This window comes from Paenibacillus popilliae ATCC 14706, assembly GCF_000315235.1.
GTDB classification, from domain to species: Bacteria; Bacillota; Bacilli; order Paenibacillales; family Paenibacillaceae; genus Paenibacillus_B; species Paenibacillus_B popilliae.
On the sequence record NZ_BALG01000133.1, the window covers coordinates 102,656 to 127,479 of the forward strand.

At 47.8% G+C, this 24,824-nt stretch carries 38 protein-coding genes and 4 pseudogenes; 29 read left to right on the top strand and 13 right to left on the bottom strand.

Going from position 1 to position 24,824, the window contains the following annotated elements; genetic code table 11:
* Window positions 1–8: 8 nt before the first annotated feature.
* Window positions 9–1,904: a PrkA family serine protein kinase gene (locus PPOP_RS10240; protein ID WP_006286236.1), complete on the top strand. Its 1,896-nt coding sequence runs from the start codon at window positions 9–11 to the stop codon at window positions 1,902–1,904.
* A gap of 299 nt (window positions 1,905–2,203) precedes the next feature.
* Here PPOP_RS10240 and PPOP_RS10245 read toward each other — a convergent pair whose 3' ends face one another.
* Window positions 2,204–3,028 carry a DUF368 domain-containing protein gene (locus PPOP_RS10245; protein ID WP_006286237.1) on the bottom strand — a complete coding sequence of 275 codons (825 nt, stop codon included), beginning with the start codon at window positions 3,026–3,028 and terminating at the stop codon, window positions 2,204–2,206.
* Between the two features lie 16 nt (window positions 3,029–3,044).
* Here PPOP_RS10245 and PPOP_RS25905 point away from each other — a divergent pair, with 16 nt between their 5' ends.
* The 7 genes from PPOP_RS25905 to PPOP_RS10270 all read left to right on the top strand — a co-directional run bounded on the left by PPOP_RS25905 (window position 3,045) and on the right by PPOP_RS10270 (window position 7,778).
* The gene (locus PPOP_RS25905) at window positions 3,045–3,242 is read left to right on the top strand and encodes a helix-turn-helix domain-containing protein (RefSeq protein ID WP_006286238.1); all 198 of its coding nucleotides are present in this window, start codon (window positions 3,045–3,047) and stop codon (window positions 3,240–3,242) included.
* A gap of 174 nt (window positions 3,243–3,416) precedes the next feature.
* Window positions 3,417–3,602 (top strand): zinc ribbon domain-containing protein, encoded by a 186-nt coding sequence (locus PPOP_RS25910; protein ID WP_006286240.1) that lies wholly within the window; start codon window positions 3,417–3,419, stop codon window positions 3,600–3,602.
* 225 nt (window positions 3,603–3,827) lie between these two features.
* On the top strand, window positions 3,828–4,715 hold the full coding sequence (locus PPOP_RS10250) for a hypothetical protein (protein WP_042228318.1): 888 nt from the start codon (window positions 3,828–3,830) through the stop codon (window positions 4,713–4,715).
* 187 nt (window positions 4,716–4,902) lie between these two features.
* Window positions 4,903–5,538 (top strand): FMN-dependent NADH-azoreductase, encoded by a 636-nt coding sequence (locus PPOP_RS10255; protein WP_042228321.1) that lies wholly within the window; start codon window positions 4,903–4,905, stop codon window positions 5,536–5,538.
* A 167-nt stretch (window positions 5,539–5,705) separates the two neighbouring features.
* A complete protein-coding gene (locus PPOP_RS10260) occupies window positions 5,706–6,131 on the top strand; it encodes a cell wall hydrolase (protein WP_006286243.1) in 426 nt (141 codons plus the stop codon).
* A gap of 91 nt (window positions 6,132–6,222) precedes the next feature.
* Window positions 6,223–6,738: a spore coat protein GerQ gene (gene gerQ, locus PPOP_RS10265; protein WP_006286244.1), complete on the top strand. Its 516-nt coding sequence runs from the start codon at window positions 6,223–6,225 to the stop codon at window positions 6,736–6,738.
* A gap of 215 nt (window positions 6,739–6,953) precedes the next feature.
* Window positions 6,954–7,778 carry an aldo/keto reductase gene (locus PPOP_RS10270; protein WP_006286245.1) on the top strand — a complete coding sequence of 275 codons (825 nt, stop codon included), beginning with the start codon at window positions 6,954–6,956 and terminating at the stop codon, window positions 7,776–7,778.
* A gap of 230 nt (window positions 7,779–8,008) precedes the next feature.
* Here the strand turns inward: PPOP_RS10270 and PPOP_RS10275 are convergent, their stop codons facing one another.
* Window positions 8,009–8,677 carry a 3'-5' exonuclease gene (locus tag PPOP_RS10275; RefSeq protein ID WP_006286246.1) on the bottom strand — a complete coding sequence of 223 codons (669 nt, stop codon included), beginning with the start codon at window positions 8,675–8,677 and terminating at the stop codon, window positions 8,009–8,011.
* Between the two features lie 361 nt (window positions 8,678–9,038).
* Between PPOP_RS10275 and PPOP_RS10280 the strand changes: the two genes are divergently transcribed.
* The gene (locus tag PPOP_RS10280; RefSeq protein WP_006286247.1) at window positions 9,039–9,590 is read left to right on the top strand and encodes a hypothetical protein; all 552 of its coding nucleotides are present in this window, start codon (window positions 9,039–9,041) and stop codon (window positions 9,588–9,590) included.
* A gap of 138 nt (window positions 9,591–9,728) precedes the next feature.
* Here the strand turns inward: PPOP_RS10280 and PPOP_RS10285 are convergent, their stop codons facing one another.
* The 3 genes and pseudogenes from PPOP_RS10285 to PPOP_RS10290 all read right to left on the bottom strand — a co-directional run.
* Window positions 9,729–9,992: a metal-sensitive transcriptional regulator gene (locus PPOP_RS10285; RefSeq protein ID WP_006286248.1), complete on the bottom strand. Its 264-nt coding sequence runs from the start codon at window positions 9,990–9,992 to the stop codon at window positions 9,729–9,731.
* A 195-nt stretch (window positions 9,993–10,187) separates the two neighbouring features.
* Window positions 10,188–10,334 (bottom strand): annotated as a pseudogene (locus tag PPOP_RS24200) (group II intron reverse transcriptase/maturase); the annotation flags it as partial.
* Window positions 10,333–10,708 (bottom strand): annotated as a pseudogene (locus PPOP_RS10290) (transposase); the annotation flags it as partial. The pseudogenes PPOP_RS10290 and PPOP_RS24200, both read right to left, overlap by 2 nt.
* 157 nt (window positions 10,709–10,865) lie before the next feature.
* On the opposite strand from PPOP_RS10290, the pseudogene PPOP_RS20535 reads away from it, so the two are divergent.
* Window positions 10,866–11,511 (top strand): annotated as a pseudogene (locus tag PPOP_RS20535) (IS5 family transposase); the annotation flags it as partial.
* A 363-nt stretch (window positions 11,512–11,874) separates the two neighbouring features.
* On the opposite strand, the pseudogene PPOP_RS10305 reads toward PPOP_RS20535, so the two are convergent.
* From PPOP_RS10305 to PPOP_RS10315, 3 genes and pseudogenes are all read right to left on the bottom strand, one after another.
* A pseudogene (locus PPOP_RS10305) lies at window positions 11,875–13,149 on the bottom strand (SpoVR family protein); the annotation flags it as partial.
* A 29-nt stretch (window positions 13,150–13,178) separates the two neighbouring features.
* A complete protein-coding gene (locus tag PPOP_RS10310; protein ID WP_006286252.1) occupies window positions 13,179–14,597 on the bottom strand; it encodes a recombinase family protein in 1,419 nt (472 codons plus the stop codon).
* Between the two features lie 11 nt (window positions 14,598–14,608).
* Window positions 14,609–15,235 carry a LexA family protein gene (locus tag PPOP_RS10315; protein ID WP_042228331.1) on the bottom strand — a complete coding sequence of 209 codons (627 nt, stop codon included), beginning with the start codon at window positions 15,233–15,235 and terminating at the stop codon, window positions 14,609–14,611.
* Between the two features lie 164 nt (window positions 15,236–15,399).
* Here PPOP_RS10315 and PPOP_RS10320 point away from each other — a divergent pair, with 164 nt between their 5' ends.
* From PPOP_RS10320 to PPOP_RS22720, 3 genes are read left to right on the top strand one after another with little or no spacing between them, the layout of a single operon-like run.
* Complete coding sequence (locus PPOP_RS10320; RefSeq protein ID WP_006286254.1) at window positions 15,400–15,651, top strand: helix-turn-helix transcriptional regulator; 252 nt, start codon at window positions 15,400–15,402, stop codon at window positions 15,649–15,651.
* Window positions 15,652–15,702: 51 nt separating this feature from the next.
* Window positions 15,703–15,849 carry a hypothetical protein gene (locus PPOP_RS23365; RefSeq protein WP_006286255.1) on the top strand — a complete coding sequence of 49 codons (147 nt, stop codon included), beginning with the start codon at window positions 15,703–15,705 and terminating at the stop codon, window positions 15,847–15,849.
* Window positions 15,850–15,892: 43 nt separating this feature from the next.
* Complete coding sequence (locus PPOP_RS22720; protein WP_006286256.1) at window positions 15,893–16,039, top strand: hypothetical protein; 147 nt, start codon at window positions 15,893–15,895, stop codon at window positions 16,037–16,039.
* Here PPOP_RS22720 and PPOP_RS10325 read toward each other — a convergent pair.
* Window positions 16,029–16,223: a hypothetical protein gene (locus PPOP_RS10325; protein ID WP_006286257.1), complete on the bottom strand. Its 195-nt coding sequence runs from the start codon at window positions 16,221–16,223 to the stop codon at window positions 16,029–16,031. The genes PPOP_RS22720 and PPOP_RS10325 overlap by 11 nt on opposite strands.
* Before the next feature lie 88 nt (window positions 16,224–16,311).
* Here PPOP_RS10325 and PPOP_RS10330 point away from each other — a divergent pair, with 88 nt between their 5' ends.
* The gene (locus tag PPOP_RS10330) at window positions 16,312–16,524 is read left to right on the top strand and encodes a hypothetical protein (protein ID WP_006286258.1); all 213 of its coding nucleotides are present in this window, start codon (window positions 16,312–16,314) and stop codon (window positions 16,522–16,524) included.
* A complete protein-coding gene (locus PPOP_RS21925; RefSeq protein ID WP_148277903.1) occupies window positions 16,521–16,631 on the top strand; it encodes a ribbon-helix-helix protein, CopG family in 111 nt (36 codons plus the stop codon). Before PPOP_RS10330 ends, PPOP_RS21925 begins: the two co-directional genes overlap by 4 nt.
* Here PPOP_RS21925 and PPOP_RS10335 read toward each other — a convergent pair.
* Together PPOP_RS10335 and PPOP_RS10340 are read right to left on the bottom strand one after the other, a co-directional pair.
* Window positions 16,628–16,900 (bottom strand): hypothetical protein, encoded by a 273-nt coding sequence (locus PPOP_RS10335; RefSeq protein WP_006286259.1) that lies wholly within the window; start codon window positions 16,898–16,900, stop codon window positions 16,628–16,630. The two genes, PPOP_RS21925 and PPOP_RS10335, sit on opposite strands and share 4 nt — an antisense overlap.
* Window positions 16,901–16,973: 73 nt before the next feature.
* The gene (locus tag PPOP_RS10340; protein ID WP_006286260.1) at window positions 16,974–17,195 is read right to left on the bottom strand and encodes a helix-turn-helix domain-containing protein; all 222 of its coding nucleotides are present in this window, start codon (window positions 17,193–17,195) and stop codon (window positions 16,974–16,976) included.
* Between the two features lie 100 nt (window positions 17,196–17,295).
* Between PPOP_RS10340 and PPOP_RS10345 the strand changes: the two genes are divergently transcribed.
* Window positions 17,296–17,496, top strand: coding sequence for a helix-turn-helix domain-containing protein (locus PPOP_RS10345; protein WP_006286261.1), 201 nt, complete (start codon window positions 17,296–17,298; stop codon window positions 17,494–17,496).
* A 247-nt stretch (window positions 17,497–17,743) separates the two neighbouring features.
* Here the strand turns inward: PPOP_RS10345 and PPOP_RS10355 are convergent, their stop codons facing one another.
* Window positions 17,744–18,115: a DUF2513 domain-containing protein gene (locus PPOP_RS10355; RefSeq protein ID WP_006286263.1), complete on the bottom strand. Its 372-nt coding sequence runs from the start codon at window positions 18,113–18,115 to the stop codon at window positions 17,744–17,746.
* Between the two features lie 123 nt (window positions 18,116–18,238).
* On the opposite strand from PPOP_RS10355, the gene PPOP_RS10360 reads away from it, so the two are divergent.
* From PPOP_RS10360 to PPOP_RS22725, 3 genes are all read left to right on the top strand, one after another.
* Window positions 18,239–18,430: a hypothetical protein gene (locus tag PPOP_RS10360; RefSeq protein WP_006286264.1), complete on the top strand. Its 192-nt coding sequence runs from the start codon at window positions 18,239–18,241 to the stop codon at window positions 18,428–18,430.
* Between the two features lie 215 nt (window positions 18,431–18,645).
* Window positions 18,646–19,302 carry a Rha family transcriptional regulator gene (locus tag PPOP_RS10365; RefSeq protein WP_006286266.1) on the top strand — a complete coding sequence of 219 codons (657 nt, stop codon included), beginning with the start codon at window positions 18,646–18,648 and terminating at the stop codon, window positions 19,300–19,302.
* 15 nt (window positions 19,303–19,317) lie between these two features.
* A complete protein-coding gene (locus PPOP_RS22725; RefSeq protein WP_159101834.1) occupies window positions 19,318–19,494 on the top strand; it encodes a hypothetical protein in 177 nt (58 codons plus the stop codon).
* A gap of 100 nt (window positions 19,495–19,594) precedes the next feature.
* Here the strand turns inward: PPOP_RS22725 and PPOP_RS10370 are convergent, their stop codons facing one another.
* Entirely contained in the window at window positions 19,595–19,855 is a 261-nt protein-coding gene (locus PPOP_RS10370; protein ID WP_006286268.1) for a hypothetical protein, read from the bottom strand.
* A gap of 217 nt (window positions 19,856–20,072) precedes the next feature.
* Between PPOP_RS10370 and PPOP_RS22730 the strand changes: the two genes are divergently transcribed.
* The 10 genes from PPOP_RS22730 to PPOP_RS24205 all read left to right on the top strand — a co-directional run.
* On the top strand, window positions 20,073–20,342 hold the full coding sequence (locus PPOP_RS22730; RefSeq protein ID WP_006286270.1) for a hypothetical protein: 270 nt from the start codon (window positions 20,073–20,075) through the stop codon (window positions 20,340–20,342).
* 46 nt (window positions 20,343–20,388) lie between these two features.
* Complete coding sequence (locus PPOP_RS25125; RefSeq protein ID WP_006286271.1) at window positions 20,389–20,517, top strand: hypothetical protein; 129 nt, start codon at window positions 20,389–20,391, stop codon at window positions 20,515–20,517.
* 171 nt (window positions 20,518–20,688) lie between these two features.
* Window positions 20,689–20,898 carry a hypothetical protein gene (locus tag PPOP_RS10385; RefSeq protein ID WP_042228339.1) on the top strand — a complete coding sequence of 70 codons (210 nt, stop codon included), beginning with the start codon at window positions 20,689–20,691 and terminating at the stop codon, window positions 20,896–20,898.
* Window positions 20,899–20,920: 22 nt separating this feature from the next.
* Window positions 20,921–21,619 (top strand): hypothetical protein, encoded by a 699-nt coding sequence (locus PPOP_RS19430; protein WP_006286273.1) that lies wholly within the window; start codon window positions 20,921–20,923, stop codon window positions 21,617–21,619.
* 209 nt (window positions 21,620–21,828) lie between these two features.
* On the top strand, window positions 21,829–22,077 hold the full coding sequence (locus PPOP_RS10395) for an AbrB/MazE/SpoVT family DNA-binding domain-containing protein (RefSeq protein WP_006286274.1): 249 nt from the start codon (window positions 21,829–21,831) through the stop codon (window positions 22,075–22,077).
* A 9-nt stretch (window positions 22,078–22,086) separates the two neighbouring features.
* The gene (locus PPOP_RS22735) at window positions 22,087–22,386 is read left to right on the top strand and encodes a hypothetical protein (RefSeq protein ID WP_052516606.1); all 300 of its coding nucleotides are present in this window, start codon (window positions 22,087–22,089) and stop codon (window positions 22,384–22,386) included.
* A gap of 77 nt (window positions 22,387–22,463) precedes the next feature.
* The gene (locus PPOP_RS10405) at window positions 22,464–23,243 is read left to right on the top strand and encodes a RecT family recombinase (RefSeq protein ID WP_006286275.1); all 780 of its coding nucleotides are present in this window, start codon (window positions 22,464–22,466) and stop codon (window positions 23,241–23,243) included.
* Window positions 23,224–24,048, top strand: a complete 825-nt coding sequence (locus tag PPOP_RS10410) for a PD-(D/E)XK nuclease-like domain-containing protein (RefSeq protein WP_006286276.1) — start codon at window positions 23,224–23,226, stop codon at window positions 24,046–24,048. Before PPOP_RS10405 ends, PPOP_RS10410 begins: the two co-directional genes overlap by 20 nt.
* Window positions 24,049–24,060: 12 nt before the next feature.
* Window positions 24,061–24,483 (top strand): single-stranded DNA-binding protein, encoded by a 423-nt coding sequence (ssb, locus tag PPOP_RS10415; RefSeq protein WP_006286277.1) that lies wholly within the window; start codon window positions 24,061–24,063, stop codon window positions 24,481–24,483.
* 16 nt (window positions 24,484–24,499) lie between these two features.
* The coding region (locus PPOP_RS24205; RefSeq protein WP_234399779.1) for a hypothetical protein at window positions 24,500–24,824 on the top strand (325 nt) is incomplete at its 3' end.

Consider the following 24,824-nt stretch of genomic DNA (forward strand, 5'->3'; position numbering starts at 1 on the left):
TAAAGAGTATGGATATTTTCAAGCGGATTTCGGAGCACCGCGCCGAGAGCGAACGATTGGCCTGGACCGGTACCTTTAAAGAATATGTGGAATTGCTGCGTCGAGACCCGACACCTGCGATGACGGCTCATGCACGCTTGTATGAGATGATTGCGTCGCACGGCGTGGAGGAGGTTGGCGGGCATAAGCGATATGCCTTCTTCGAGAAGGAAATCTTCGGTCTCGACTGTGCCGTGCACAAGCTGGTCGAGGAATATTTCCATTCGGCAGCCAAGCGTCTTGATGTGCGCAAGCGCATCCTGCTGCTGATGGGGCCGGTGAGCGGCGGTAAATCTACGTTGGTTACGATGCTGAAGCGGGGCCTGGAGCACTTTTCGCGCACGGAGAAGGGAGCCGTCTTTGTGATCAAGGGCTGTCCGATGCACGAGGAACCTCTGCACCTGATACCGCATGAGCTGAGATCCGAAGTGGAGCGCGAGCTGAGCGTCCGCATTGAGGGCAATCTGTGTCCTGCGTGCCAGATGCGGCTCCGCACCGAATACGGGAATGACATCGAACGAGTTCCGGTCGAACGCGTGCTGATCTCGGAGGAAAATCGCATCGGCATCGGGTCCTTCAGTCCGTCCGATCCGAAGTCCCAGGATATCGCGGATCTGACCGGAAGCATCGACTTCTCGACAATTACCGAGTACGGGTCGGAGTCCGACCCACGGGCATATCGCTTCGACGGGGAGTTGAACAAGGCGAACCGCGGCTTGATGGAGTTTCAGGAGATGCTCAAATGCGATGAGAAATTCCTCTGGAATCTATTGTCGCTTACCCAAGAGGGTAATTTCAAGGCGGGACGATTCGCGTTAATCAGCGCGGATGAGCTGATCGTTGCCCACACGAACGAATCCGAATACAAGGCCTTCATTGCCAACAAAAAAAATGAAGCGCTTCAATCCAGGATGATCGTGATGCCGATACCGTACAATCTCAAAGTGTCCGAGGAAGTAAAAATATATGCGAAGCTGATTAACCAGAGCGACATGAAGCATGTTCATATCGCGCCGCATGCGCTGCGGGCCGCTGCTATTTTCTCCATTCTCACCCGGCTCAAGGAGTCGAAGAAGCAGGGCATGGATCTAGTCAAAAAGATGCGAATGTACGATGGTGAAGAGGTTGAGGGCTATAAAGAAAATGATCTGAAGGAAATGCAGAGCGAATTTTCCGAGGAAGGGATGTCGGGGGTTGACCCGCGTTACGTCATAAACCGGATATCGAGCGCCTTGATCAAACAAGATCTTCAGTGCATAAATGCGTTGGATGTGCTGCGTGCGTTGAAGGACGGTCTGGATCAGCATGCTTCGATTACGAAGGAGGAGCGGGAGCGGTACCTCAATTACATCTCGGTGGCGCGGAAGGAATACGACAATCTGGCGAAGAAGGAAGTGCAGAAAGCGTTTGTCTATTCCTTCGAAGAGTCGGCGAAGACGCTGTTCGAGAATTATCTTGATAATATCGAGGCCTTCTGCAATTGGAAAAAAATCCATGATCCGCTGACGGACGAAGAGATGGATCCGGATGAGCGGTTAATGCGCTCGATCGAGGAGCAAATCGGCGTCTCGGAAAATGCGAAGAAGGCGTTTCGCGAGGAGATTCTGATCCGCTTGTCCTCGTATTCTCGCAAAGGACGCAAGTTCGATTACAACAGCTATGAACGGCTGCGGGAAGCGGTGGAGAAGAAGTTGTTCTCCGATTTGAAGGATATCGTGAAAATTACGACCTCGACGAAGACGCCGGATGAGAACCAATTGAAGCGCATCAATGAGGTGTCTGCCCGGTTGATGAATGAGCACGGCTATTGCCCGGTTTGCGCGAACGAACTGCTGCGTTATGTGGGGAGCCTGCTGAACCGCTAAGCAGTCGGAAGTGAATAAGGGAATAACGGGAAACCTGCGAGCGAAGGGCTTGCAGGTTTTTTACCGATGATCATTATGTGCGCGAAAGCCTGTGTGTCCCGTACGGCAACGGCCGCGGACACACCCGATGGGACGTATGGGTGGAGATTCGTCCGGATAACGCCGCCGACACATCCATGCCCGAGGGGGGCATACCCGATCGGACATGCGCCAATGGAAGGGATGAACAATAATCTCACAGCATCTATGATGGACTTTATATCTGCGGTAGAAGACACTGGCTGTGGCGGCCGGTGCCTTCACTTATTATTATGCTTCGGGCGTTGCCCGAGGAAGAACGCTGCGGTAAATCCGGCTGCCAGCGTAACGATGCTGATGATGAGCGTCATCGTAGACCCGTTCAATCCGGGGTATACGACGACGAGCGAGCCGACGACCATCCCGATGACTAGCGCATGCATCACGATCGGAAAGCGTGTGAGCAGTATGCGGATGAACTTGCTGCTGACGATAAAGCCGACGATTACGCCGCTGCCGATGATGGCGATCAACGGAAAATCGAGGGTGGAGAGCGCGTGGATCGCCGTCGGATAGGCACCGAGCAGCAGCAGCACGAAGGAGCCGCTAATTCCCGGCAGGATCATGGCCATGCTTCCGAGCCACCCCGCCAGAAATAAGAACACGCCGGAAGAGGCGGTCAATTCAATTATCGGAGCCTGTCCCTCGGGACGGACGTAAGCGGTCGCCGCTATGGCTGCCCCTGCGACAATGGCCAATATGTAATGAACGGCCTTAAAGGATCGGGAGGCGTCCGCTTCTTTCCACAGAATAGGAAGAATGCCGACTATTAAACCCAAAAAGAAAAAGAATGTTGGCTGGGGATGCTCTGCCAGCAGCCACTTCATCAAGCGGCTGAGCAGTAGCAGCGAGGTGCCGATCCCAATTCCCAGCGGAATGAGAAAGCCTAAGTGATTTTTCCATTCCTGGCTGAAGAACCCGCTGATGGCGGCGATCATCCGTTCGTACATCCCCAGGATAATAGCGATGGTTCCGCCGCTTACGCCAGGAATGAGATCGCTGGCGCCAATGAGAATTCCGCGAAAGATATTTTTCCATTCGAACATTGATAAGCTCCTTTACATGTCGACAGCAATAGTTATTCTTCGCAAAACATTTGGTTGTGTACGCTTTGTGTACAATAAGATGCTTGCTGATAGAATTGATTCTTATAAGGAATCTCAAGAAAAAATTGATAAATCTATCAAATATCCTACCCCAGCTCAATACAAGGCTGAATTTCTGTTCCTAAAGGAAGTAGACAGCCTTGAACTCTTGTGAAAATCAAACAACATAGACAATTTGATGGTCTAATCAAGTCTGTAACTATTTCTAAAACACCATCTAACAAATATTTTGCTTCTGTATTGGTCGAAGAGAATGAACAATTATTCCCTAAACTTGATACAGCAGTAGGTATTAATGTTGGTATAAAAGACTTTGCAATATTGTCCAATGAAAGGTCGTGATTTGATAATCGCACCAAAAAACTACGCAAGTAGTCAGTTGTGTTCTGAATGTGGTCACAAGAATCCCGATGTAAAAAACCTAAATCTACGTGAATGGACTTGTCCAGAGTGCAATAGCCATCACGATAGGGATGTAAATGCAAGTGGAAATTTGCTAAAACTAGCCATGTAATTGGTATTATTTTTAGCCGTAGGAACTACGGTTATAGCTTGGTAAATTTAGGAGGATAACAAAAGCTCCTACTACCCAGAAGCTCCCACTTCAAAATTCGTAAGAATTTATGTGGTGAGTAGTTCACAAAGGGAAATGCATAAACCTCCTGCCTGTCTATCCATAATAATGGCGAGTGCTGAGCGCAGGTTCGGCCCATTTCATATCCTATAAGGAGGCTAAGGCATGACTTTTCAACCATTACGACCTCAAAGTCAGGCGCCGTTATCCGGAACCGGTCAGCCCGGGGGCATCGTGGCAAGCACGTACAGCGGGAACAGTTCTGGCCCGTCGGGCAGCACAGCGAATCAAGGAGCGTACAACAGCTTCAGCGGTCAAGGAAGCCATGCGCCAACGAGCGGCTACGGCATGGCCAGCGGTCAGCCCGGGGGCATCGTGGCAAGCACGTACAGCGGGAACAGTTCTGGCCCGTCGGGCAGCACAGCGAATCAAGGAGCGTACAGCAGCTTCAGCGGTCAAGGAAGCTATGCGCCAACGAGCGGCTATGGCATGACCGTCGGTCAGCCCGAGGGCATCGTGGCAAGCACATACAGCGGGAACAGTTCTGGCCCGTCGGGCAGCACAGCAAATCAAGGAGCGTACAGCAGCTTCAGCGGTCAAGGAAGCTATGCGCCAACGAGCGGCTACGGCATGGCCGGCGGTATTGTAAGCGGGCTTCAATCCAACTATGGAACTTACCAACCAGGTGGCTTACATAGCTATGGAGCCCCATCATTTGCAAGCCAATCGTTTCATCCAAGCGGTCAAGTGCAGAGCATTACGGCGCAAACGCATGGCGTGCAGCAAAACGTAGTTCCAGGCCACTTCCATCCAAGCGGTCAAGTGCAAAGCATTACGGCGCAAACGCACAGCGCGCAGCAAGACGTAGTTCCAGGCCACTTCCATCCAAGCGGTCAAGTGCAGAGCATTACGGCGCAAACGCATGGCGCGCAGCAAAACGTAGTTCCAGGCCACTTCCATCCAAGCGGTCAAGTGCAAAGCATCACTTCGTCGCTGTCTTCCAGCACGGAGGATCATGTGCGAAGTGTCCAATCCAGCAACCCATTGTTGTAATGACGCGGCGGCTCTATAGGGCCGCCTTTATCAAATTAATCATAAAAAATATAGCTTGACATTCGTAAGTAACATTCGTTATTATACTTACATAAAGTAAGTTTATGTTATTAATTAAGCTGTAATATTGAGTTAACATCAACGACTCGATATTGATAGTAAAATTGACACAGGGGTGAAAGATAAGATGAGAAAAGTATTGGTTGTTAATTCTAATCCGAAGCCGACGGAAATGTCCTATGGACTCCGTCTGGGCGAGCATTATTTGGCTGCGCTGCAGGCGAAGGGAGACGTTGCTATCGAACACGTTAACCTGTATGAAGATACGATTCCTCTCATTGACGGCAGCGTGCTGGACAGTTGGGGCAAAGCCGCGAATGGCGAAGCGCTGACTTCGCAGCAAACGGAAGTGCTCAGCCGCATGAACGAAATTCTGGAGCAATTCATTGCAGCCGACCTGATCATATTCATTACGCCAATGTGGAACCTCAGCTACCCTGCGATGCTGAAGGCTTATCTTGATAACGTCATTATTGCAGGCCGGACGTTCAAATATACGGCAGAAGGCCCTCAAGGCCTGCTTCAAGGCAAACGTGTCGTGCATATCGAAGCGCGCGGGGGCTTCTATTCCGAAGGACCGGCTCAGGCGTTCCAGTTCACGAATTCGTATCTAAAAGCAGTTATGGCATTTATCGGAATTACGGAATATGAGAACATCGTTGTTGAAGGCATGAACGCTGTTCCGGACCGTGCCGAGGAATTGCTGGAGAACGCCAAGTGCGCAGCGGAACAAAGTGTAGAACGCTTGTACGCTTCCGTGTAACGAAGTAGAAAAGGATTCGTACCTTACCAAAGGATTCATAGAGGTGTAACGGACCGACTCTTGCAAGAGCCGGTCTTTTTTTGCTTTGAGGTCCTTGTCTGTTGTCACCAATTAGGCACCTGCACATATGATGAGGATATCGAAAGAAAGGAGGGGAGCGGACGAAGATGGCGGTTATCAAAGCAAACTCCGAAGACGCAAGACTGTTGGCGCGGCTGTTGCGGGCCGAAGCGGAAGGCGAAGGAGAACTTGGCATGCTGATGGTTGGCAATGTCGGAGTGAATCGCATTTTAGCGGACTGTCTTGATTTTGCAAATGTGCGGAATATGAGGGATATGGTCTTTCAAAGTCCGGGAGGATATGAGTCGGTTCAGAAAAGCTACTTCTATCAAAGGGCGCGTGATTCCGATATCCAGATGGCCAGACGTGTCATCAATGGGGAACGTACATGGCCCGCTACTTACGCGTTGTGGTTCTTCCGTCCGGAGGGAGGATGTCCGGCAACCTGGTACAATCAGCCGAATTCCGGGCGGTATAAGGCCCATTGCTTCTTTGCCCCGTCTGGCGACGATTGTCCGGATGTGTATCGGTAAGTCTTCATCCTGCAGTGGTTGTTAAGCGTGACCCTCGTGTGTGATACAACAAATTACAAAGCCGTAAAGGCTGATAAGGAGAGAGTGCAAGATGAGTTACAGCTATTCCACGTATGGATATTCCAACCCACCGGCGTATCAGCCGCAATCTTGGGGCGGTTCGAAATGTATGGCCCCGTACATGGGCTCCCCGACACCGACCCCGTATATGGCCACCCCGACGACGTCCGGGTATATGGTACCGCAGCAGGTGCAGGGCGCTGCCGTTCCGCCGCCGGTATCAAGCGGCAGTGCGATGACGCCGAACGGAACCGTTATCACAATGCCGCCGCAAATGTATGAGCAGTCCTACATCGAAAACATTTTCCGTCTGAACCTGGGCAAAGTCGGCACCTTCTACATGACCTACGAGAACAACTCCCAATGGAACGCGAAGGTGTTCCGCGGCGTCCTGGAGGCAGCGGGACGCGATCATATAATCATCAGCGATCCGAATACAGGGCAACGCGTCGTGATGCTGATGGTAAATTTCGATTATGCGACCTTCGATGAGCCGCTAAATTATCAATATCCGGGCGTGACGCCACGCCTGCAGGATGAGGCATAATCGTAAGTCCAGGCCGCTTCCAATGGATGCGGCTATTCCTCTGGAGGAGGCTTGTCCCTTGGGCCGTCAGGACGATAAATGGAATGCGGTGCCGTTGGGTGAATTGGCGGCAGCATTTGTTTTGGGGTGCGAAATGGGGCTATACTAAATAGAGAAAGCATCATCGCGCAGTATTTGTATGGAATCACTTTTTTACTAATGAGGAGGTTGTTAACGTGATCGTTACCTTGAATAATGGTGTGCGCATGCCACAGCTGGGCCTGGGGGTATGGCGCGTAGAAGAAGGGCGGCAAGTCACAGAATCGGTCAAGACGGCGCTGGAGACTGGGTACCGTCTCATTGATACGGCAGCGATTTACCAGAATGAAGCAGGCGTAGGCGAGGGAATGCGTGATTCCGGCGTGAAGCGCGAAGATATTTTCCTAACAACCAAAGTGTGGAATTCCGATCAAGGCTACGACGAGACGCTCCGGGCGTTCGATGCCAGTCTGCAAAAGCTGGGCACTGACTATATCGACCTGTACCTGATTCATTGGCCGGTGCCTGCGAACGATAAGTATGTCGATACATACAAAGCGTTGGAGAAATTGTATGCCGACGGCCGCGTGCGGGCGATTGGCGTATCGAATTTCCATATCCCGCATCTGGAGCAGATATTGCAGGAGTGCAGCGTGAAGCCCACCGTCAACCAGGTGGAATGCCATCCACGCCTGGCTCAGAATGAGCTGCGGGAATTTTGCACGCGCAACGAGATTTTGTTGGAGGCCTGGAGCCCGTTGATGCAGGGCGGCGATATTTTGACGAACGAGACGATCGGGGCGATTGCGGACCGGCATGGGAAGACGCCTGCGCAGACGGTGATCCGCTGGCATTTGCAGAAGGGTAATATCGTCATTCCGAAATCGGTCACGCCATCGCGCATCCGGGAAAACTTCAATGTTTTCGACTTCGAGCTCACGGAAGTAGAAATGGCGGATATCAACGAGTTAAATCAGGGTAAGCGCGTTGGCCCGAATCCGGACGAATTCAATAACGCTTGAAGATAGCTTGATCATATGCGCGGGACATACGTCCCGAGTCGAGGAGCCGTTCGGCAGATTGCGGACGGTTCTTGCTTGTGCCCGAAGAACAGCCGCACCTTCGTCATCTCCTGCTGGGCATCCCGTTCGCCTAGATCAGCGATAAACGGCGTGCAAGGAGCAGTTAGCCGAGGCTTGGGCGGAACGATCCGGTTCGTTCGGCCGTCCGATGCCAGGCGCTTCGCCCTGGTTCACTCCTTCGGCAGCTGCAGCCGGGCGAGCGCCGCGAACGGATTGTTATCCGTATCGTCTTCCGCCTCGTCCCGATAGACGACTGCGCTCTCATAGCTCGGATGCTTATGAACTTCATTCTGCTGAAGCTGAATACGATCGATCATATGAATGTAGATGAGCGCCGTATTGTATGCATCATCGAGCGCCCGGTGCTGTGTGCCAACGAACGGAACCTGCAGCGTGTCAAGCGCCGTCTTCAGTCCGACCTGCTGGTGGCTGCTCCGGTTCATGATCTTGGAGACCGGCTTCTGCAAATTGTTATGGTTGCGCAGCCAGTGAAGCGGGATGCGCTTCATCCGGCATTCCTTCAGGAATTGGGCTTTGTCGTCCGGTCCCCAGGAGCAGAGCGCGTAATCCTCGGTATCGATCCAGGCAACGAATTGATCAAGCACATCCTGCAGGACGGGCGAACCGTTGACGTCTTCCTGGCGGATGCCCGTGAAATTGACCGTATCCTGCGACAGCTTGGGGGAGAGCGTCGGCTTGACAAAGGCTTGGAACGTGTCGGCGATGGCCGCCTTGCCGTCCTGCTCTGCTACTTTTACCGCGCCGATCTCGATAATTTCCGCGAATTCCCCTTTTTTTCGCTTTACAGTCATTTCCAGATCATAGATGATGGCTAACATACGTAATCCCCTATTCTGTGTCCGAGTTACATTCGATTCTTATATTCTATCATAAGATGGAGGGAAAAACCGAAGGGTATTGCCAGGTACCTGTTTCTTCTGCCCGTCAATCTTTTGCAGCAGCGGGTACTTCAACCAGCGGCGGAAAATAAGGGTGACAATACAGGGAGAATGGTCCATAATAGAGAAATATGCGTATTCATTCTAATTAATTAAATTTTCAAATATTATGAAATGAAAAGAGGAATGAGACTTGTCAGTCAACTCTTCTATGCGCATCGTTTGTAGTGATGGGCATGTGTTAATGGGGCAGACTCGCACTTTTTTTATGATTATTCTCATCTGGGCCAGGGGGAATGAGATGTCATTCGGCATTCCGGCCGGCCGAGGAGCGGGAGAGCCACTACAGTTGACCGTGCTCCCGGATCGGTCGGTCAGCGTGCGGGAAGTCTATGGCTTCCAGGCCGTGTCCGGGGCAGAGCAGGTAACGGTGCCGTTGGGAGCATGGGAAGCGGACGGCTTCCGGCTAGTCGTGCTTAAATGCGATAAGGAAGAAGGTGGGGATTCATCGGGAATGCAACTGGCCGCTCATTGTGAGCTCTCTGTCCACACTGGCGGCCTGGTGTTGGAGCGGCAGGAAGTATATCTGAATGTTGATGACCTGCCGCAGGTTGATCAGGAATCGGATCAGCTTGCCGCAAGAAGGGAGCAATGGTTCCGGGCGCTCCCGGAATTCAACTTTATCCTGGAGCCGCTGCGCGAGGGCAACCCCGCAAGCGCCTATTGGACCATTCAGCGGCAGCTGGACGAGATCGTGCTGGAGGCGGTGCAGACGCATGACGAGCTGCGGGATCTGTATCTAGAAATGTACGAACATATTAGCCAGGTGGTAGAATCATCGCTGCATCCATAGGAAATATGCTTTAATTACAAGCGAATTTTGCGGATCTGGCCGTGGCCATAGCCTCCGGCCGGACGTGCCGCAGGTTCAGTGCACGTAAAGCGGACCAGCGCAAGAAGAAAGGGAGCTGCAGCGATGCCCTCCCTTTCGTTATCTGCTCTTGACAAGCAGCTCGACCGCTTCCTTCACGCTCTCCCCCGTATCTCCGCCCGAAGCCTGCTCCTCCAGCAGGCAGTGCTGCAAGTTATCGGCCACGATCTGGGCCAACGCCTTGTCGGCGGCGTTCCGTACCGCCGATAACTGGCTTACGACCTCCTTGCACGATTTTCCCTCATCCATCAGGCGCAGTACTCCGCGCACTTGTCCTTCAATCCGCTTCAGCCTTTTTTTCACGTCATCAGAGTAATGATTCATCCCTTTCCCTCCATTCTGCTCACACACATACGCGTATAGGTATAGTATACCCGAAATCAGAAAAAAAAAGCGTTAAAAGGTTATTGTAAATTACGGACCAGGGCGTATTCGAGCACACCTCAGGAATTTGCAGTTCCATGGGCCCGTTTACCGTACTCTTCTCCCGGTTTACAACGAAGATGTTACCGTCGTCTCTATCACTCCGGCGTTCAGGTAGGCCCGGATTCGTTTTAGAACACGCTTGTCCTGTACTTTCCGTGCTACTTTGGCCATAAGCATATCGTGATTCACGCGGTCAAAGAACTTCTCCAAATCCAAATCGACAACCCATGTAAGGCCGTTTTAGCTTTGCTTTGAAAAGTGAGCGTCGAAATTCGGGTTCATGCCATGTCGCTCCTTGGAAGTACTGGTGAATGGCCCGCATAAGCCCTCCATGCTGGTCAGTGACAATGTAATCCACACCTCGTAATCCACGCTGCTTCAGTTCTTGGAAGAACGCTCCCCAAGTCTCTTCCGATTCCGAGTCACCAAGCATATGGCCGAGCACTTTACGTGTTCCGTCGGTATGTACTCCTGTTGCAATGAAGAGCCCGCGAGAGCGCACACGACCATCTTCACGCACCTTCAAGTACATAGCAATTTACCCGCGCAAATAGTACATGACTGCCCCAAAGCGGACGCTTGCTCCAAGCGAGTACGATGGGATCAAGCTTCTTGAATGTGGCTCTCTTCATTTATTGGAAGAAACTATTTTACACAATTAGTACGGACTTAACTGCCTTACTGCCAATTTCATGCTGCGAAAGTTAAGATATCATACTAAAGCGTGTCTTCAAACTATAAACTCACCAAAAGGCATGGTAAACTTATCCTATGAGAAGACGATACGAAATACGCGATGATCAATGGGACCAAATAATAGATTTGCTACCACCAGAGCGAAAACCTCAAGGTGGACGTATTGCCAAGGACAACCGAATGATGTTGAATGCCATGCTCAGGGTCGCTAGGAGCGGAGCGCCATGGCGAGACCTCCCCGAACACTACGGCTCATGGAAAACGGTGTACACTCGTTTTCGTCGCTGGAAGAGGGCGGGAATATGGGATGAAATTCTAAAGCATGTTTCCGTATCCCCTGATATGGAAAATGTCATGATCGATGCGACCATCGTCCGCGTCCACCAAAATGGAGCGGGCGCAAAAGGGGGCAGCAATTCCAGGCCATCGGGCGCTCCAGAGGCGGAATAACGACTAAAATTCTTGCAATTATAGATAGACAGTGATTGCCGATCGAGGTTATGACATGAATAACATTTTGGAACTGATCGAGAAACAGCAAGCCACCGCTGTCATTCCGAGTCGGAAGCATCGAAAAATTCAACGAACATGTGATTGGTGGCTTTACAAGGAGCGCCATCTGGTTGAATGTTTATTTAACAAACGTAAACACTATCGCAGACTGGCCACTCGTTACGATAAGCTAAGTTGTACATTTGCAGCTTTTTTATCGTTGGCTTCTATTTTGTTATGGTTAAAGACGAAAGCGGCACAGATGGAGCATGCGATCAAGAAAGAGATTTCCGTTCGTATCGGTGAGGACGAAGTGTTCTACACCTCATTGAAGAGCGTGTTACCCCAATATTAGCGATTGGACGGCCATGACAGACTTTAAGCGGCAGTTGACAGGCGACCTTAAAATAAAGACCAACCTTTAGCAAGAGCTTCAGTTGGTCTTCATTATTCGTTCAGGATGGTGCCGTTTAAACGAAGCCATTCTTTTTTCTCCTCGTAATCAGATAGAAGCATACGAACCGTGTTCCCATATTCCTTGGAATGAATCGACGCAGGCGGAGAAGTGCCGGCTTCTTGATTCAGGAAATGCTCACTTGAACCTCCGCGACGCCTTTTGCCCGTCATAGGTGAACAGCACCAGTTTCTCCTCGACCTTCGTCTCGAGATGGACAGCTTTGCCCCATAAGGTGTAGACATACGGCAGCGTCCGTTCGAGATATCTCAGATCAAGCTCGAGCCCCTCATAGCGATGCTTCAGGAACAGCTCGCCGTTGCGGTGGTAGTCGCCGTCCTCGACGACGAGGTATGGGAAGCCACCGTTGACGCGCGAGTAGACGAGCTGATTGCGGATGTTCTCCCATGATTTATCAGTAATTTTCCATTCCGGGCCCTTTTTCTCGAAAATGTACAGATCCAGCTCTTCTGTCAGTTGTTTCGTTAAGTAATTGCGCAGGAACGATTGGTCGGAATCGAATTCGCGCACCTCGAATATTTTGGCGCGTCCCTGCCCCGGCTGGCGGCCGAACCGATCGCGATCCTCCTCCGTCGGGTTATCCCACCGCTTCTCGATGTCCTCGAATAGTTTCAAGCCCAAATAATATGGATTCAGGCTGTGGCGCGACGGCTGCACGACCGATGCGTTCAGCTTCGCATACTCGAATGTCTCCTCCGCCGTCAGATCCAGCTCCCGCAGGATGCGCTGATGCCAATAGGAGGCCCAGCCTTCGTTCATAATTTTCGTCTCCATCTGCGGCCAAAAATAGAGCATCTCATCGCGCAGCATCGTCATGATATCGCGCTGCCAATCCTCCAGCACCGGGGAAAATTCCTGGATGAACCAGACAATGTCCTTCTCCGGCTCCGGCGGGAAGCGACGGTCGGCCATGTCCGATCGGGGCGAGTCGGAGCGCATGGTCGCCTTCATTTCCTCCAGCATCCACAGGTCGTCATATGCCCCCGGCGGCCTGGGCGGCTTCCCTTCGCGCTGCTCCCGCATTTTCAGCTCCATATCGCGCTGCTTGTCGATCGTCCGAGGCCGTATGCTCTGCGGGTCAATGTGCTCCTGAATGGCGAGCACGGCATCGATGAAGCTCTCTACCGCTTGCGTCCCGTATTCCAGCTCATACTGCATGACGCGCTCGGCCGTCGCCGACATGCTCTCGAGCATATTGCGGTTCGAGGTGGAGAAGCGGGCATTGTTCTTGAAGAAATCGCAATGCGCCAGCACATGCGCCACAATCAGCTTGTTCTGAATGAGCGAGTTGCCCTCGAGCAGGAAGGCATAGCACGGGTTGGAGTTGATGACGAGCTCGTATATTTTACTCAACCCGAAGTCGTACTGCATCTTCATCTTATGAAACGTCTTGGCTAAACACAACATATATGAAGAAAGGATTATAGGAAATTTAGTTCTACAAGAGGCTCCCCGCCTTTTTGTAGTGTGACGGATTTGATCACTTTCCGAATTACTGTTGTTTGTTCTTCGTAAGTAAGGTAATCCCAAGCAACTCCTACATCTTTGATTAAAGTATAGATTTCTTCTGAGTTATTTTTAGTCGGAGTAGTTTCTTTTATGTCTTCAATACTGTTCTCGATTGCCTCTCTCTGCTCCTCAAGCGTCCGAATCCTGCCACTCACTGCAGATGCCTTTATCTCCCCTTCCTGGATAGCATTATATAGATTTTCTAAATTTGATGAGATCTTATTTAGCTTATCCTCTAATGTATCAAGTAAGGAAGAATCGCTATCAATATAATTCAGAGCATCTCTAGCCTCTTTAATTTTCTCAGGGAAAAGAGCCAATGTCCTAAGCTGGCTCACAACAAACTGCTCTACGGTCTCTCTTCTTTGATAACCTAACGAGCAATTGTTGTTTCTGTCTTTTTTCCTTACATGCTGGTTTCTACAAGCATAAAGGTTGTAAATGTATTCCTTTTTATAGCGTTTAGTTACTCTTTTTACATGAACAACACTCTCGCCACAGACTCCGCACTTAAGTAATCCGGAAAGAAGAAACTCTCCCTTTGGAAGAGTGCCTTCTTTCCGTCTTATAACTTCCTTCTGAACTAATTCCCATGTTTTCATGTCAATTATTGGCTCATGGTCACCTTCGACTAGGGTACCAGAATTTTGTAGTTTCCCTATGTATATTGATCTGGAAAGTATTTCCCTAATAACAGCATGATCAATTACTCGATTTGTACAACGTGATGTTGCCCATTCCGCAATAGCAAGCCGCGACTTTCCATCAAGATACTGCTTAAATATTTCCCTAATAATTCGAGCTTCTTCAGGTATGATGATGAGCATTTCGCTTTCTTTATCCCAATAGTATCCAAAAGGGACTCTCCCTCCGCACCACTTGCCTCCATTTAGCCGCTGTCTTCTCCCGGAGGTAGTTCTTTCAACGATCATATCTCGTTCTAATTGCGCAAATACGGCCAAAATGCCAATCATAGCCTTTCCAAAAGGTGTTGTAGTTTCAAATGGTTCAGTGGCAGATTTAAATCCGGTATTATTATTTTCAAAAACTTCCTCAAGCAGATACAATACATCGCGTTGTTTTCTGCTTAGTCGATCCAGTTTATACACCACCACAAGGTTTATCTTATGATTTTCTACATGGCGAATCAATCTGTTAAGTGCTGGCCTATCCATGTTGGTTCCTGTATATCCATCATCTATGTATAATTTGTACTCAGACCAACCTTGAGATTGACAATAAGCAACCATCTTCTCTTTTTGAGCATCTATTGAATACCCGTGCTGGGCCTGTTCCTCAGTTGATACCCTAATGTAAATGCCGACAACCATTTGCTCCACCTCTATACATCAAATATTACTTTTTTCAATTTCCCGAGAATTTTAATTGTGTTTTTTTCATCATTGCCATAGATAGGACTAAAGCTGGGATTTTCAGAATGTAGAACCAAGATGCCTCCGTTTTTAAAGACACGTTTTATTACAATTTCATTGTTCAAAAGAACTGCGGCAATTTCCCCTTCTTCGACATCTTCTTGGGAGCGTAAGAGCAGCAAATCTCCATCATATATACGCGCGTTAATCATGCTATCTCCAACAGCAAGAACATAAAAGTATTCTCCGCATGATACCCATGACAGTGGCGTGGCTTCGTGTCTGTCCACGTTCTCATAAGTCACATAACCGTTACAACAAGATATTTTTTTTACAACTGGAACCATAGCCATTTCTGCAAAACCCAAGTAACTACGACCATTGACTTCTTCAAATAATCTACTTTTAGGAATGTTGAAGTGAGAAGATAATTTTTCGATTACTCCCGCTCGGGGATATTTTTTTGCTTTTTCCCAGTCCGATACAGTGGACACTCCTACCCCTAAAATTTCTGCTAAATCACCTTGTGTCAAATTTTTTTGTTTTCTAAGGTTGAGTATGTTTTTGGCAAATATATCCTTAATTTTACTATCCATCACTATTCGCACCTCATTCATTCATTTATTTATTTACTTATTATTATACCGCTCTAAACGGAACATACAATATGAAAGGAGAAAAAAATTTCGCTAAAAACGAAATAAGCACTTGTAATTCCGCTTTCGGCGTAATAAAATGTGTTTAGGGAGGTGATACAATCATGAGTACCATTCCTGATTGGATGAAAGATACTTTGAGATCTTTAAGGATAAAGTTTGGTTATTCTCAATCAGAAGCAGCTTTACTACTGGGGATTAGCAAAAAAACTTTGCAGTTGTGGGAAAAAAATTCAGGTGTTGTCTCTTTTAGCAAAATGGAGGTCATCGAAGAAGTATACAATACCCCGAGAGACTATATTTTTTTTGGTGATGAATCCGCTTTTAGCGAAATTATGAAGCGGAGGGTAATTTAAAGGGTCGTCCCATGTAAAAGAACTCATAAATATAATCAGGGAGGGGTGAGCATGGGAAGACAACTATTTCCGCCCGATGTTGAAGAGTACCTGCACAAAATCTGTTTAAATGCAATACTTCGAGCGATTGAGAGCGGGGCCTTCAAACCACCTGAAGAGCGTACTAATTTAGAGCTTTTGCAGTTAAGCGACTCGTAAGAGTCGCCTTATAGGACAAGCCCCTGAAAGGAGATAAACCAGAATGAACGCAGAGGCGAACAAAAAAGTAAACGAATTGATTATCAATTTAAGTAACTATATCGAAAAAGTAATGAAAAGCGACTCGGCAGACGATCACGAACGACTGCCAAGCCTGATAGAAGCACTTGCGAAACTAACTAATCTGTAAATTTACCGTTGTAAACGTCATTAACGCCCTTTGCAATCTTTGCATAAAACTCGGAGATTTCTTCAGCGTTGATTTTGTTCAACTCTTCAGTACTTAATGTTGTGGATTTCTTCTTTGTAAATAGGCTGTGTTCAATTGCTGCTATCGTAATTTCTTTAGCTATTTCGGCAAAATTCTGAGTCATAGTTTCACCTCCCTCCATAGTGCCTAGACAACTCTATTGTAAAGGGAAGGCTTGAAGGGTGCAACCAAAATAAGGAAGGGGGATGAACATGAACAATGAAGAACGGATTGCGGAGCTCGAAAAGAAAGTGCAAGAGCTTGAATCAGCATTGAACGAAACGAAGGAAGCGACCGTTCAAGCCCTAACACTTATAAGCGCTCAAATGGAGCAGCAACTTAACGACCTCATTGAAGACTACAAGAACGGATTTATGGATGTATCACTAAAACTTATTGCTGAAGTGAAAGGAGAATCTGCATGAACCAAAATAGCGGCAAGCAGATGGAACGCGAACAAACGACAATCCGCCTGCCTGATGAGCTAATGAAGGAACTCAAGCAAGAGGCGGAGCGTAAGGGGATTAGCTAATTAGTTCTTTTTATTGCGGCTTCTTGTTCAATGGAACGGACAGATAATACTTCAATGATTCCTTCTTGGCGTTCTTGCGATAATTCCACACGTCTCACCGTTTCGTTGGTCTCCAGCGTGGCTTGTTTAATCATTGGGATTAGTGCAGTGTCTTTTTCGATGCTATCAAGTCGCTCATTCATTTTTTTCTGCTCGGCTTCGAGCTTCTGTTGACCAGCCTTGAGTTCTCTAAGTTCCGACAAGATTTGATGTAAAAGTTCGTTTTCCATCGACGTCATTCCTTTCTGGCATGTATTTACTTCCATTGTACAGGTCGAGTAGGGGACAAGCAACAGTCGTCAACTAGTGACGGCGCGGATCGTCGGAACGCCCGACAAGGTAGTCAAGGGATACGTCGAAGTAGTCGGCTAGTATAATGATGGACAAATGATCAAGACCACGTTGGTCTGCTTCAATGTATTGTGCTGCTCTAACTGATTTAAATCCAAGGATTTCAGCTAATTTTTTTTGGGTGAGATTATTTTGTTCACGCAATTGCTTGATTCTTTCTCCTAAAGTAGGCACGTAAAAAACAACCTTTCAAAAAAAATATTGACATGAACAAGTTGTTCGCTATATAATCCAATTATGCGAACGAAATGTTCGTAAATAAAAGGTGGCGGTGATGGTGAATAAGTTGAAACAAATTCGAGAAACAAAAGGCATGACACAGCAAGAAGCGGCTAATGCGCTAGGCGTTACAGTAAGGATGTACCAACACATCGAAAAAGGCACAAGACGCCCGTCATATGAAGTCCTGTGCAAACTCGAAAATCTGTTTGGAATGACTCATCGGGAACTTTTGGCGAAGACCGATGAGGCGTAAAAAACAAACTTAGTTTCATTGTAGCAAGAGGAACGATGGATAAGCAAATAGGAAATGAAGGGAGACGGAATAAATGGATAAGATATACCTTACTGGTTATGAGATTAGAAACCCAGTCGCTCCTGAACAAAATAATTTTAAATTGAGCCAAGTTCGACTGGATTTAACAGTTAGTTATGAGGGTGACGATATGTCGCTCGAGGTATATGAAAAATTGATAAGAGGGATTAACTCTTACTTAGAGACGTTAAACTAATCCTAGTTTTCTTTTCACATAGCTACTTGCAAGTTCAGCCAATACGGTTAATGAAACCCCGGAAAGTTTAGAAGCAGCGGATTTAGTTTCTACCCAAATTCTATCATCACGGATGTTATCTAAAAATAGGTGACCAAAGTAAGTTAAGCTTTTAATTTTTAAATCATTTAAACCTATTGATTTAATTTCTGTAGCATCAATATAGCCTGCTTCTAGTAATTTAAGTGCCGTATAAAAAATATCTTCTTTAGAATACTGTTGCATTTTCTCATGGATACTCCCAGTACTAAAGTATTTTCCTAGAGGTAATTCTTCTTCAATAGTGAGTAGTAAATCTCTAACGCAGTCATGTTGTAGTTTCAATTATCGCACCTCCCTTCAATTAGTAGTCTCGACAACTCTATTTTAAAGGGAATTTAGGAAAATGCAAAACAACATGAACCTACATAATTTACAGGACAAGCCCTTGAAAGGGGATATGAACAGTTGAAAGCCAAAATCATCGTACTGGTGAGTGGCGATGTATATGAGGATGTTGAAATAAACGAAGTTAGAAAAGGCGTCCTGCCGAAGGAAATGGATTCTATGATTGAACTTTCATTCGGCAAGACAAGAATTTACATCAATGCAGCAATGATAGTCTCCTTAGAACCTGATGTGCAGTTAAAGTCTTTGTAGTTACTTTTTCTTAGTCTGAGATAGAGCGCTACCTGCGACTTTCTTTGAAGCTGCGCTATATCTATTGTCGTGTAGAATCTTGGATGCAGTAGAAGCGACAGATTTAGATGTTTGCTTCTTGTTAGGCATGGTTCTCACCTCCCTTCGATGGTAGTCTGGACAACTCTATTGTAAAGGGAAATGGAACTATATTACAACGTGAAAGGGAAATCTGCATGAACCAGTTAGTATTCGTATCAAATGGACGAGCAGTAACAGACAGCCTGACTGTAGCGGAGGTGTTCGAGAAGGCACATGATAAAGTGCTGCGAGATATCCGGGAACTTGGATGTAGCGATGAATTTCGACTCTCCAATTTTGGCGCGTCGGTATATGTGAACGGCCAAGGCCGGGAAATGCCAAAGTATTTGATTACCGAGAAAGGGTTCACGCTCTTGGCAATGGGCTATACCGGGCAGAAGGCCATGGAATTTAAAGAGAGGTATATCGCAGAATTTGAAGGCATGCGGCAGCAATTGCAAAACGGCGTGCCGGTACTCTCACCACAAGAGGCGATGGCAGTCGCATTGCAGCAGACGGCAGAGATGATGAAGGCAGTCCCGAAACTTGAAAATCGGATTGAGACGGTGGAACAGAAGGTAGACGAGCAGATAACGCTCAACAGCGGAGAGCAGCGCCGGCTTCAGAAGGCAGTCAACACGAAGGTATGTAGCATCGAACCAGATAAGGAACTGCGCACTGGGCTGTTCCGGCAACTCCACAGGGAAATTAAGGATCGTTGGGGAGTGCCAAGTTACAAAGATGTGCGGCGACAGGATTTACAAGGCGCACTGCGATATGTGGATGCTTGGCTGCCGAAGAAAGCTAATTAAGAAAGGGACATGAAAATGAAAATGAAAACTCAAATGATCAGCGTAAAAGCAGGAGAGACATGCAAAATCGACATGGGAGTCTATGGTATGAACGTGGAAGGGCCAGCGATTATTGTGGTCATTAAAGAAAAAGGCCCGAATGATACGAGCCTTCAAACGAATGAGGAGATAAACCAGCATTGGAAGGGGTGAAGAAAGGTGAAGAAAAGTAGTGGGGGAGTACCACTTTGGTGTTGGGCTATAACATGGGGATTGATGGTAGCTGCATTTGTAATGTCGTTCATAAAATGATTCAGAAGAAAAACGACTTGATGAAGGCAGCTGTCGCGATAGTGGTTGTAATAATGTACCGTATCCATTCGTTTCTTTTAGCTTTTGATAGTTTATGTTCAGACTCTAAAACTATCTTTCCCTCAAATGTTATTTCGAGTGGGGTGTCAGGGCTAACAGGACTATCTTTTGTTAACTTTTTAAAAGCTGCATGATTCGATTCAATGCGCAGATAACCTTTTTTTCGTAGATAACCAACTGGTTCGGCGAAAGTATCACCCATTTTTACTCTAGCATCCAGAATCGAGGTTTACAACCATTAGAAAGGAGATGAATCAGCATGAATCCGTCACGATTAAAAGGAACATTTAGCGCAAGAGTAGTGCATGTACTTGAAACAAAGGCGCTAAGAGGGAGAGGAACAGAAAAAGATCCCTTTAGAGTAGTCACCCAATATTGGGATCTAGACGGAAATTTACTTGCGGAGAGTGAGGGGCCACATGAACCAGACGCTTGAAGAATTAATGGATGCAATGAAACCCGAGCATGCCTATGAACTCGAAAGGAATCTATACCAGGGCGAGATTCTAAAGTCAAACATTAAAAAATTGGATCATCTTTATTGTTTTGAATTTTTGGTTGAATCGAAATATGGAACAAGGATCATTACAGGGTACTACAACCTCGAGCGCGGTCTAACCTACGAATGTGACGCTGACATTAGAATCATTGAGACGCTACTCGATTGGGCAAGGGACGACGACCTATGATTACGGGCACGGAGTTTTTCGCGGTATATATGAGGAGGACCACCACATGCCAATACCAGATGAGCTACTCGACCACTTAGCCGAGCGTTACTACCGGGAGTATATCGACCCAAGGAAGTGCAAATTTATCACCTGGGCGGCCATTGAGGCCGAGAAGCTAGGGTTTAGATTATGAGAGGATGGATCTTTCCAAAGTAAAAACGACTGACCTGCTCAATGAACTATCGAACAGGCCAGGTGTGGAAAGGGCTGCTTCCGACCCATATGCTTTGTTCGAGTTGACAAGAAAATACGCCTTTGACTGCGAAGCGGTTGTCTTAACAGAGAGGGGGAGGTGAGAGAGGATATGAAAAAAGCTGAGCTCATCGCGAAATTGAACGAACTATTCGGAGATGAAGATGTGGAAATCTACGTGGAAAGGGTAGAGAAGTGCTTTGCAATCAGTATCGACCAAGGCGGAAACGCGACTATTAAGCCATCAGGGGTCAAGAGTACATTTAAAGATGACTTTGAAATCTATATGGATCAAGATGGCGACGCGATTATTGAGCCTTAATCAATTGTAGGGGGTTAACGAGATGGTAGAACGCAAATACGAATTTACCGGGGAAACGATAGAGCATTCTGGAACTGTCACGCTGCATCGCATCCGCGCCGTGAGGGACTTTGATGACGTCAAGGTTGGCGATGTCGGCGGGTGGATTGAATCCGAACACAACCTCAGTCATAACGGTGATTGTTGGCTGTATGGCAACTCTAAAGTGTTCGAATGCGGGCAAGTTGGCGGCAATGCAAAAATTAAGCACTCAAATGTATTTAATAACGCCCAGATTCTCGGAAACATCACCGTGTGTAGTTCGAATGTATACGACAGCGCCGTTGTAATAGGTCGCGCCCAAATAGAGCAGAGCCAGCTAGGCCAACACGCCCGTATCAGCGGGGGCAGCCAGATTTGCAAGTCGAGGATCGGTAACTACGCTCGTATAGAGGGCAGCGTAGTAAAAGGTGCGGATATTGGAGTACCGTGCCACATCCGCCACGGACACATAGAGTCCAGCCGCGACTTGCTAACGATAGGGCCGATTGGCTCGGAAGATGGGACCTTAACCGCCTATCGTGGCAAGAGCGGTATTCTAGTCACTCGCGGGTGTTTCACAGGGACCCTTGGCGAGTTTACAATAGCTGTCGAGAATCGTCACGGTGATAATCTGCACGGTCGTTTATATCAATCGACGATAGAGTTCATCGAGCTGTACTTCAGCGAGGATCGGTCATGACGCAGAACCAACGGTTACGTGTTTGCTTGCGCCTGCTGCTAATGTGCATTCTTACGAAATCCTGGCGTGCACGCAAATTGTATAAGAAGCAGTACCAACGTCTAGCGAGCAAATTGCAATGAAAAACAGCTCCTTGCGGGATAGGAGCCGCGCGGAGCTGCAAAACCAAGAATATAAAGCCAGTTTAGCACTGGCGGAAGGAGATTTCAATGGAATCAACAGGTATCGTTCGTAAAGTCGATGAACTGGGTCGTGTCGTTGTTCCAATCGAGCTTCGCCGCACCTTGGGTATTGGTGAAAAGGATGCGCTGGAAATTTACGTGGATGGGGAGTGCATTGTACTTAAAAAGTATCAGCCTGGATGTACTTTCTGCGGCGGATTAGATGACATGATGACATTCAAGGGCAAGTTAGTATGCCGGCAGTGCACCAAAGAGGCCGGGAAGGAGCTTTCGTGAGGCCGGAATGTGGATGCGGCCGGCCGGCTGAATATCTCGTATATGAGGACGAGCAGCCGCATTGTGAAGAATGCTTTCGTGAAGCTGTGGAATGTGCAGTTGTCGCCAGGAAACCAACGGATTGGGGGAATTGGGTATATGAGACCAATAAGAATATCGTTCAGCACAGATCGGTTTGACCAGTGGAGATTGTCGCAGGTAGGAGGGCGGATTACCAACCATCGCGGCAAGGAAATGTTTATCTTCGACAGTGAGAGGCAATGGCAGCGGTACTTGGAGCTTAACAAAGAGCGCAATAAAGCAAATTAGTTGCGGCTCCTACCCCGCAACTAATTCAAAATCTTTAACAAATTGATTATCGGAATTATATCACTGGAGGGATGGATATGTCTACGAGTCATTTGCTAACGATCCATAACAACCTGGAAAAGTTGATTGATTCAAAGCGCGAAGCAATGCCGAAAAGCTTCAACAAAACGCGCTTTCTACAAAATTGTATGACGGTGCTTCAGGATACAAAGGACGTTGGAAAATGCGATCCTCAGAGCGTTGCAAGAACGCTGCTGAAAGGCGCGTTCCTCGGCTTGGACTTTTTTAATAAAGAATGTTACGCCATCACTTATGGCGGCTCTGTACAGTTTCAAACGGACTATAAGGGCGAGAAGAAGCTTGCTAAAAAATACAGCGTCCGCCCGGTGAAGGATATTTACGCCAAACTTGTACGCGAAGGCGATGAGTTTATTGAAGAAATAAAAGACGGGCAGCCGACTGTTCAGTTCAAGCCTCTACCATTTAATGATAGCGAGATTAAGGGGGCATTTGCAGTTTCATTATTTGAAGATGACGGCTTGGCATATGAAGTGATGAGTGTGGCAGAAATCGAACTGACACGGAAGAACTATTCAAAGCAACCAAATGGACAAGCTTGGGTTAAAAGTAAAGGCGAAATGTACAAAAAAACTGTTTTGCGCCGTCTTTGCAAAAATATCGAATTGGATTTCGACACTATTGAACAGGCTCAGGCATTTGAAGACTCAAGCGACTTTGAATTTAACAAAGAGCCTAAGCAGGCGCAACAGAGCCCATTGAACCCTCAAGCCACTGTAATTGATGCAGAGTATGAGGAAGTCAAAGAGGAGTCAGACAATGAAACTAACCAAGAGTAATTACTACAGCCTCGAAGCCAACCGTCACTATATGTCTGTAAGCCAGTTTAAGAGCTTCCTGCCCTCATTCGGGGGCTGTGAAGCTCAGGCAATGGCTGCAATCAACGGTGAGTATGAACGGCCATCTGTCACGGCTTTTATGGAAGGTCACTACGTCCACGCGTGGAACGAAGGTACGTTAGATGATTTTAAGGCCAATAATCCTGAACTATACAGCAGTAGAGGGGCGACAGCGGGGCAGCTTAAATCTAATTTCCAACACTGCAACAAGATGATAGAGATACTGCAAAACGATCCACTTGTCATGAAGGCATTGGCCGGAGAAAAAGAGGTGATCATGACGGCTGAACTGTTCGGTATTCCGTGGAAAATCATGATGGACAGCTATCAGCCGGAAATTGAGCCGGGAGTTGGCATTTTCGCAGATTTGAAGGCGCTCAAAGAGATGGATGGTAAGTGGTGGAACAAGGATGCGCAATGCTATGAAAATTTCCTGGATCACTATGGCTACACGATTCAAATGGCCGTATATGCCGAAATTGAGAAACGGCACACGGGGCGGAAGGAGTGGCCGATCCCGCATATGGTCATCGTGACCAAACAGGATCCACCAGACCATGAAATCATCTATTTTGACTATGATGTGATTGAATCCAGCTTACAGATTGTACGGAACAACATCGAACGAGTGAAGGCCGTTAAATTAGGACAAGTTGAACCGATTCGATGCGAAAAATGCGAGTATTGCCGGGCCACCAAAGTAATTAAGCAAGCACGACATTTTGCCGAGCTAAACTTGTATTAAGGAGTCGATACCATGTTAAATCGAGTGGTGTTAATAGGGCGACTGACGCGAGATCCTGAGCTTAGATATACCCCTAATGGTATAGCAACGACTAAGTTTACATTGGCGGTCGATCGTCCGTTCTCGAACCAGAATGGCGATCGGGAGGCAGATTTTATACCGGTGGTAGTCTGGCGGTCCGCGGCGGAGGCGAGCGCGAATTATCTGCGCAAAGGTCGGCTAACGGCCGTGGAAGGTCGGATACAAACCAGACATTTTGACAATACCGAGGGACGGCGTGTATACGTGACGGAGGTTGTAGCGGATAATGTCCGGTTCCTGGAATTCAACCGTAACAACAATGAGGAACGACCACAGCAGCCGGAAGCACAACCAAAAGACCCATTTGATGACGGAAAGCCAATAGATATATCAAGTGATGATTTACCGTTCTGACGAGAGGCGGAGGACTATGACACTATCATTTAACCCAGTACCAAAGCCGAAGACGCGCCGCCTAAAGCCTACAACCAAACAGCGGGGGAGAATATCCCCCGAAGTATATCAAGCAGCACACGAACGCTCTGGCGGGTGCTGTGAGCGATGCGGGAGGCCGGGGAGCCAAGAATACGGGACGATGCAATGCGCGCATCTGGTGAGGCGTTGGAAGCTGGACGAGACGACCGCAAATGACGTGGCCATGTTATGCGGGCCTAGCGTCAATACAGGCACATGTCACAACTGGATCGACTATACACGTGAGGGGCGGCGGTGGGCCGAACAATACCGGGAACGGC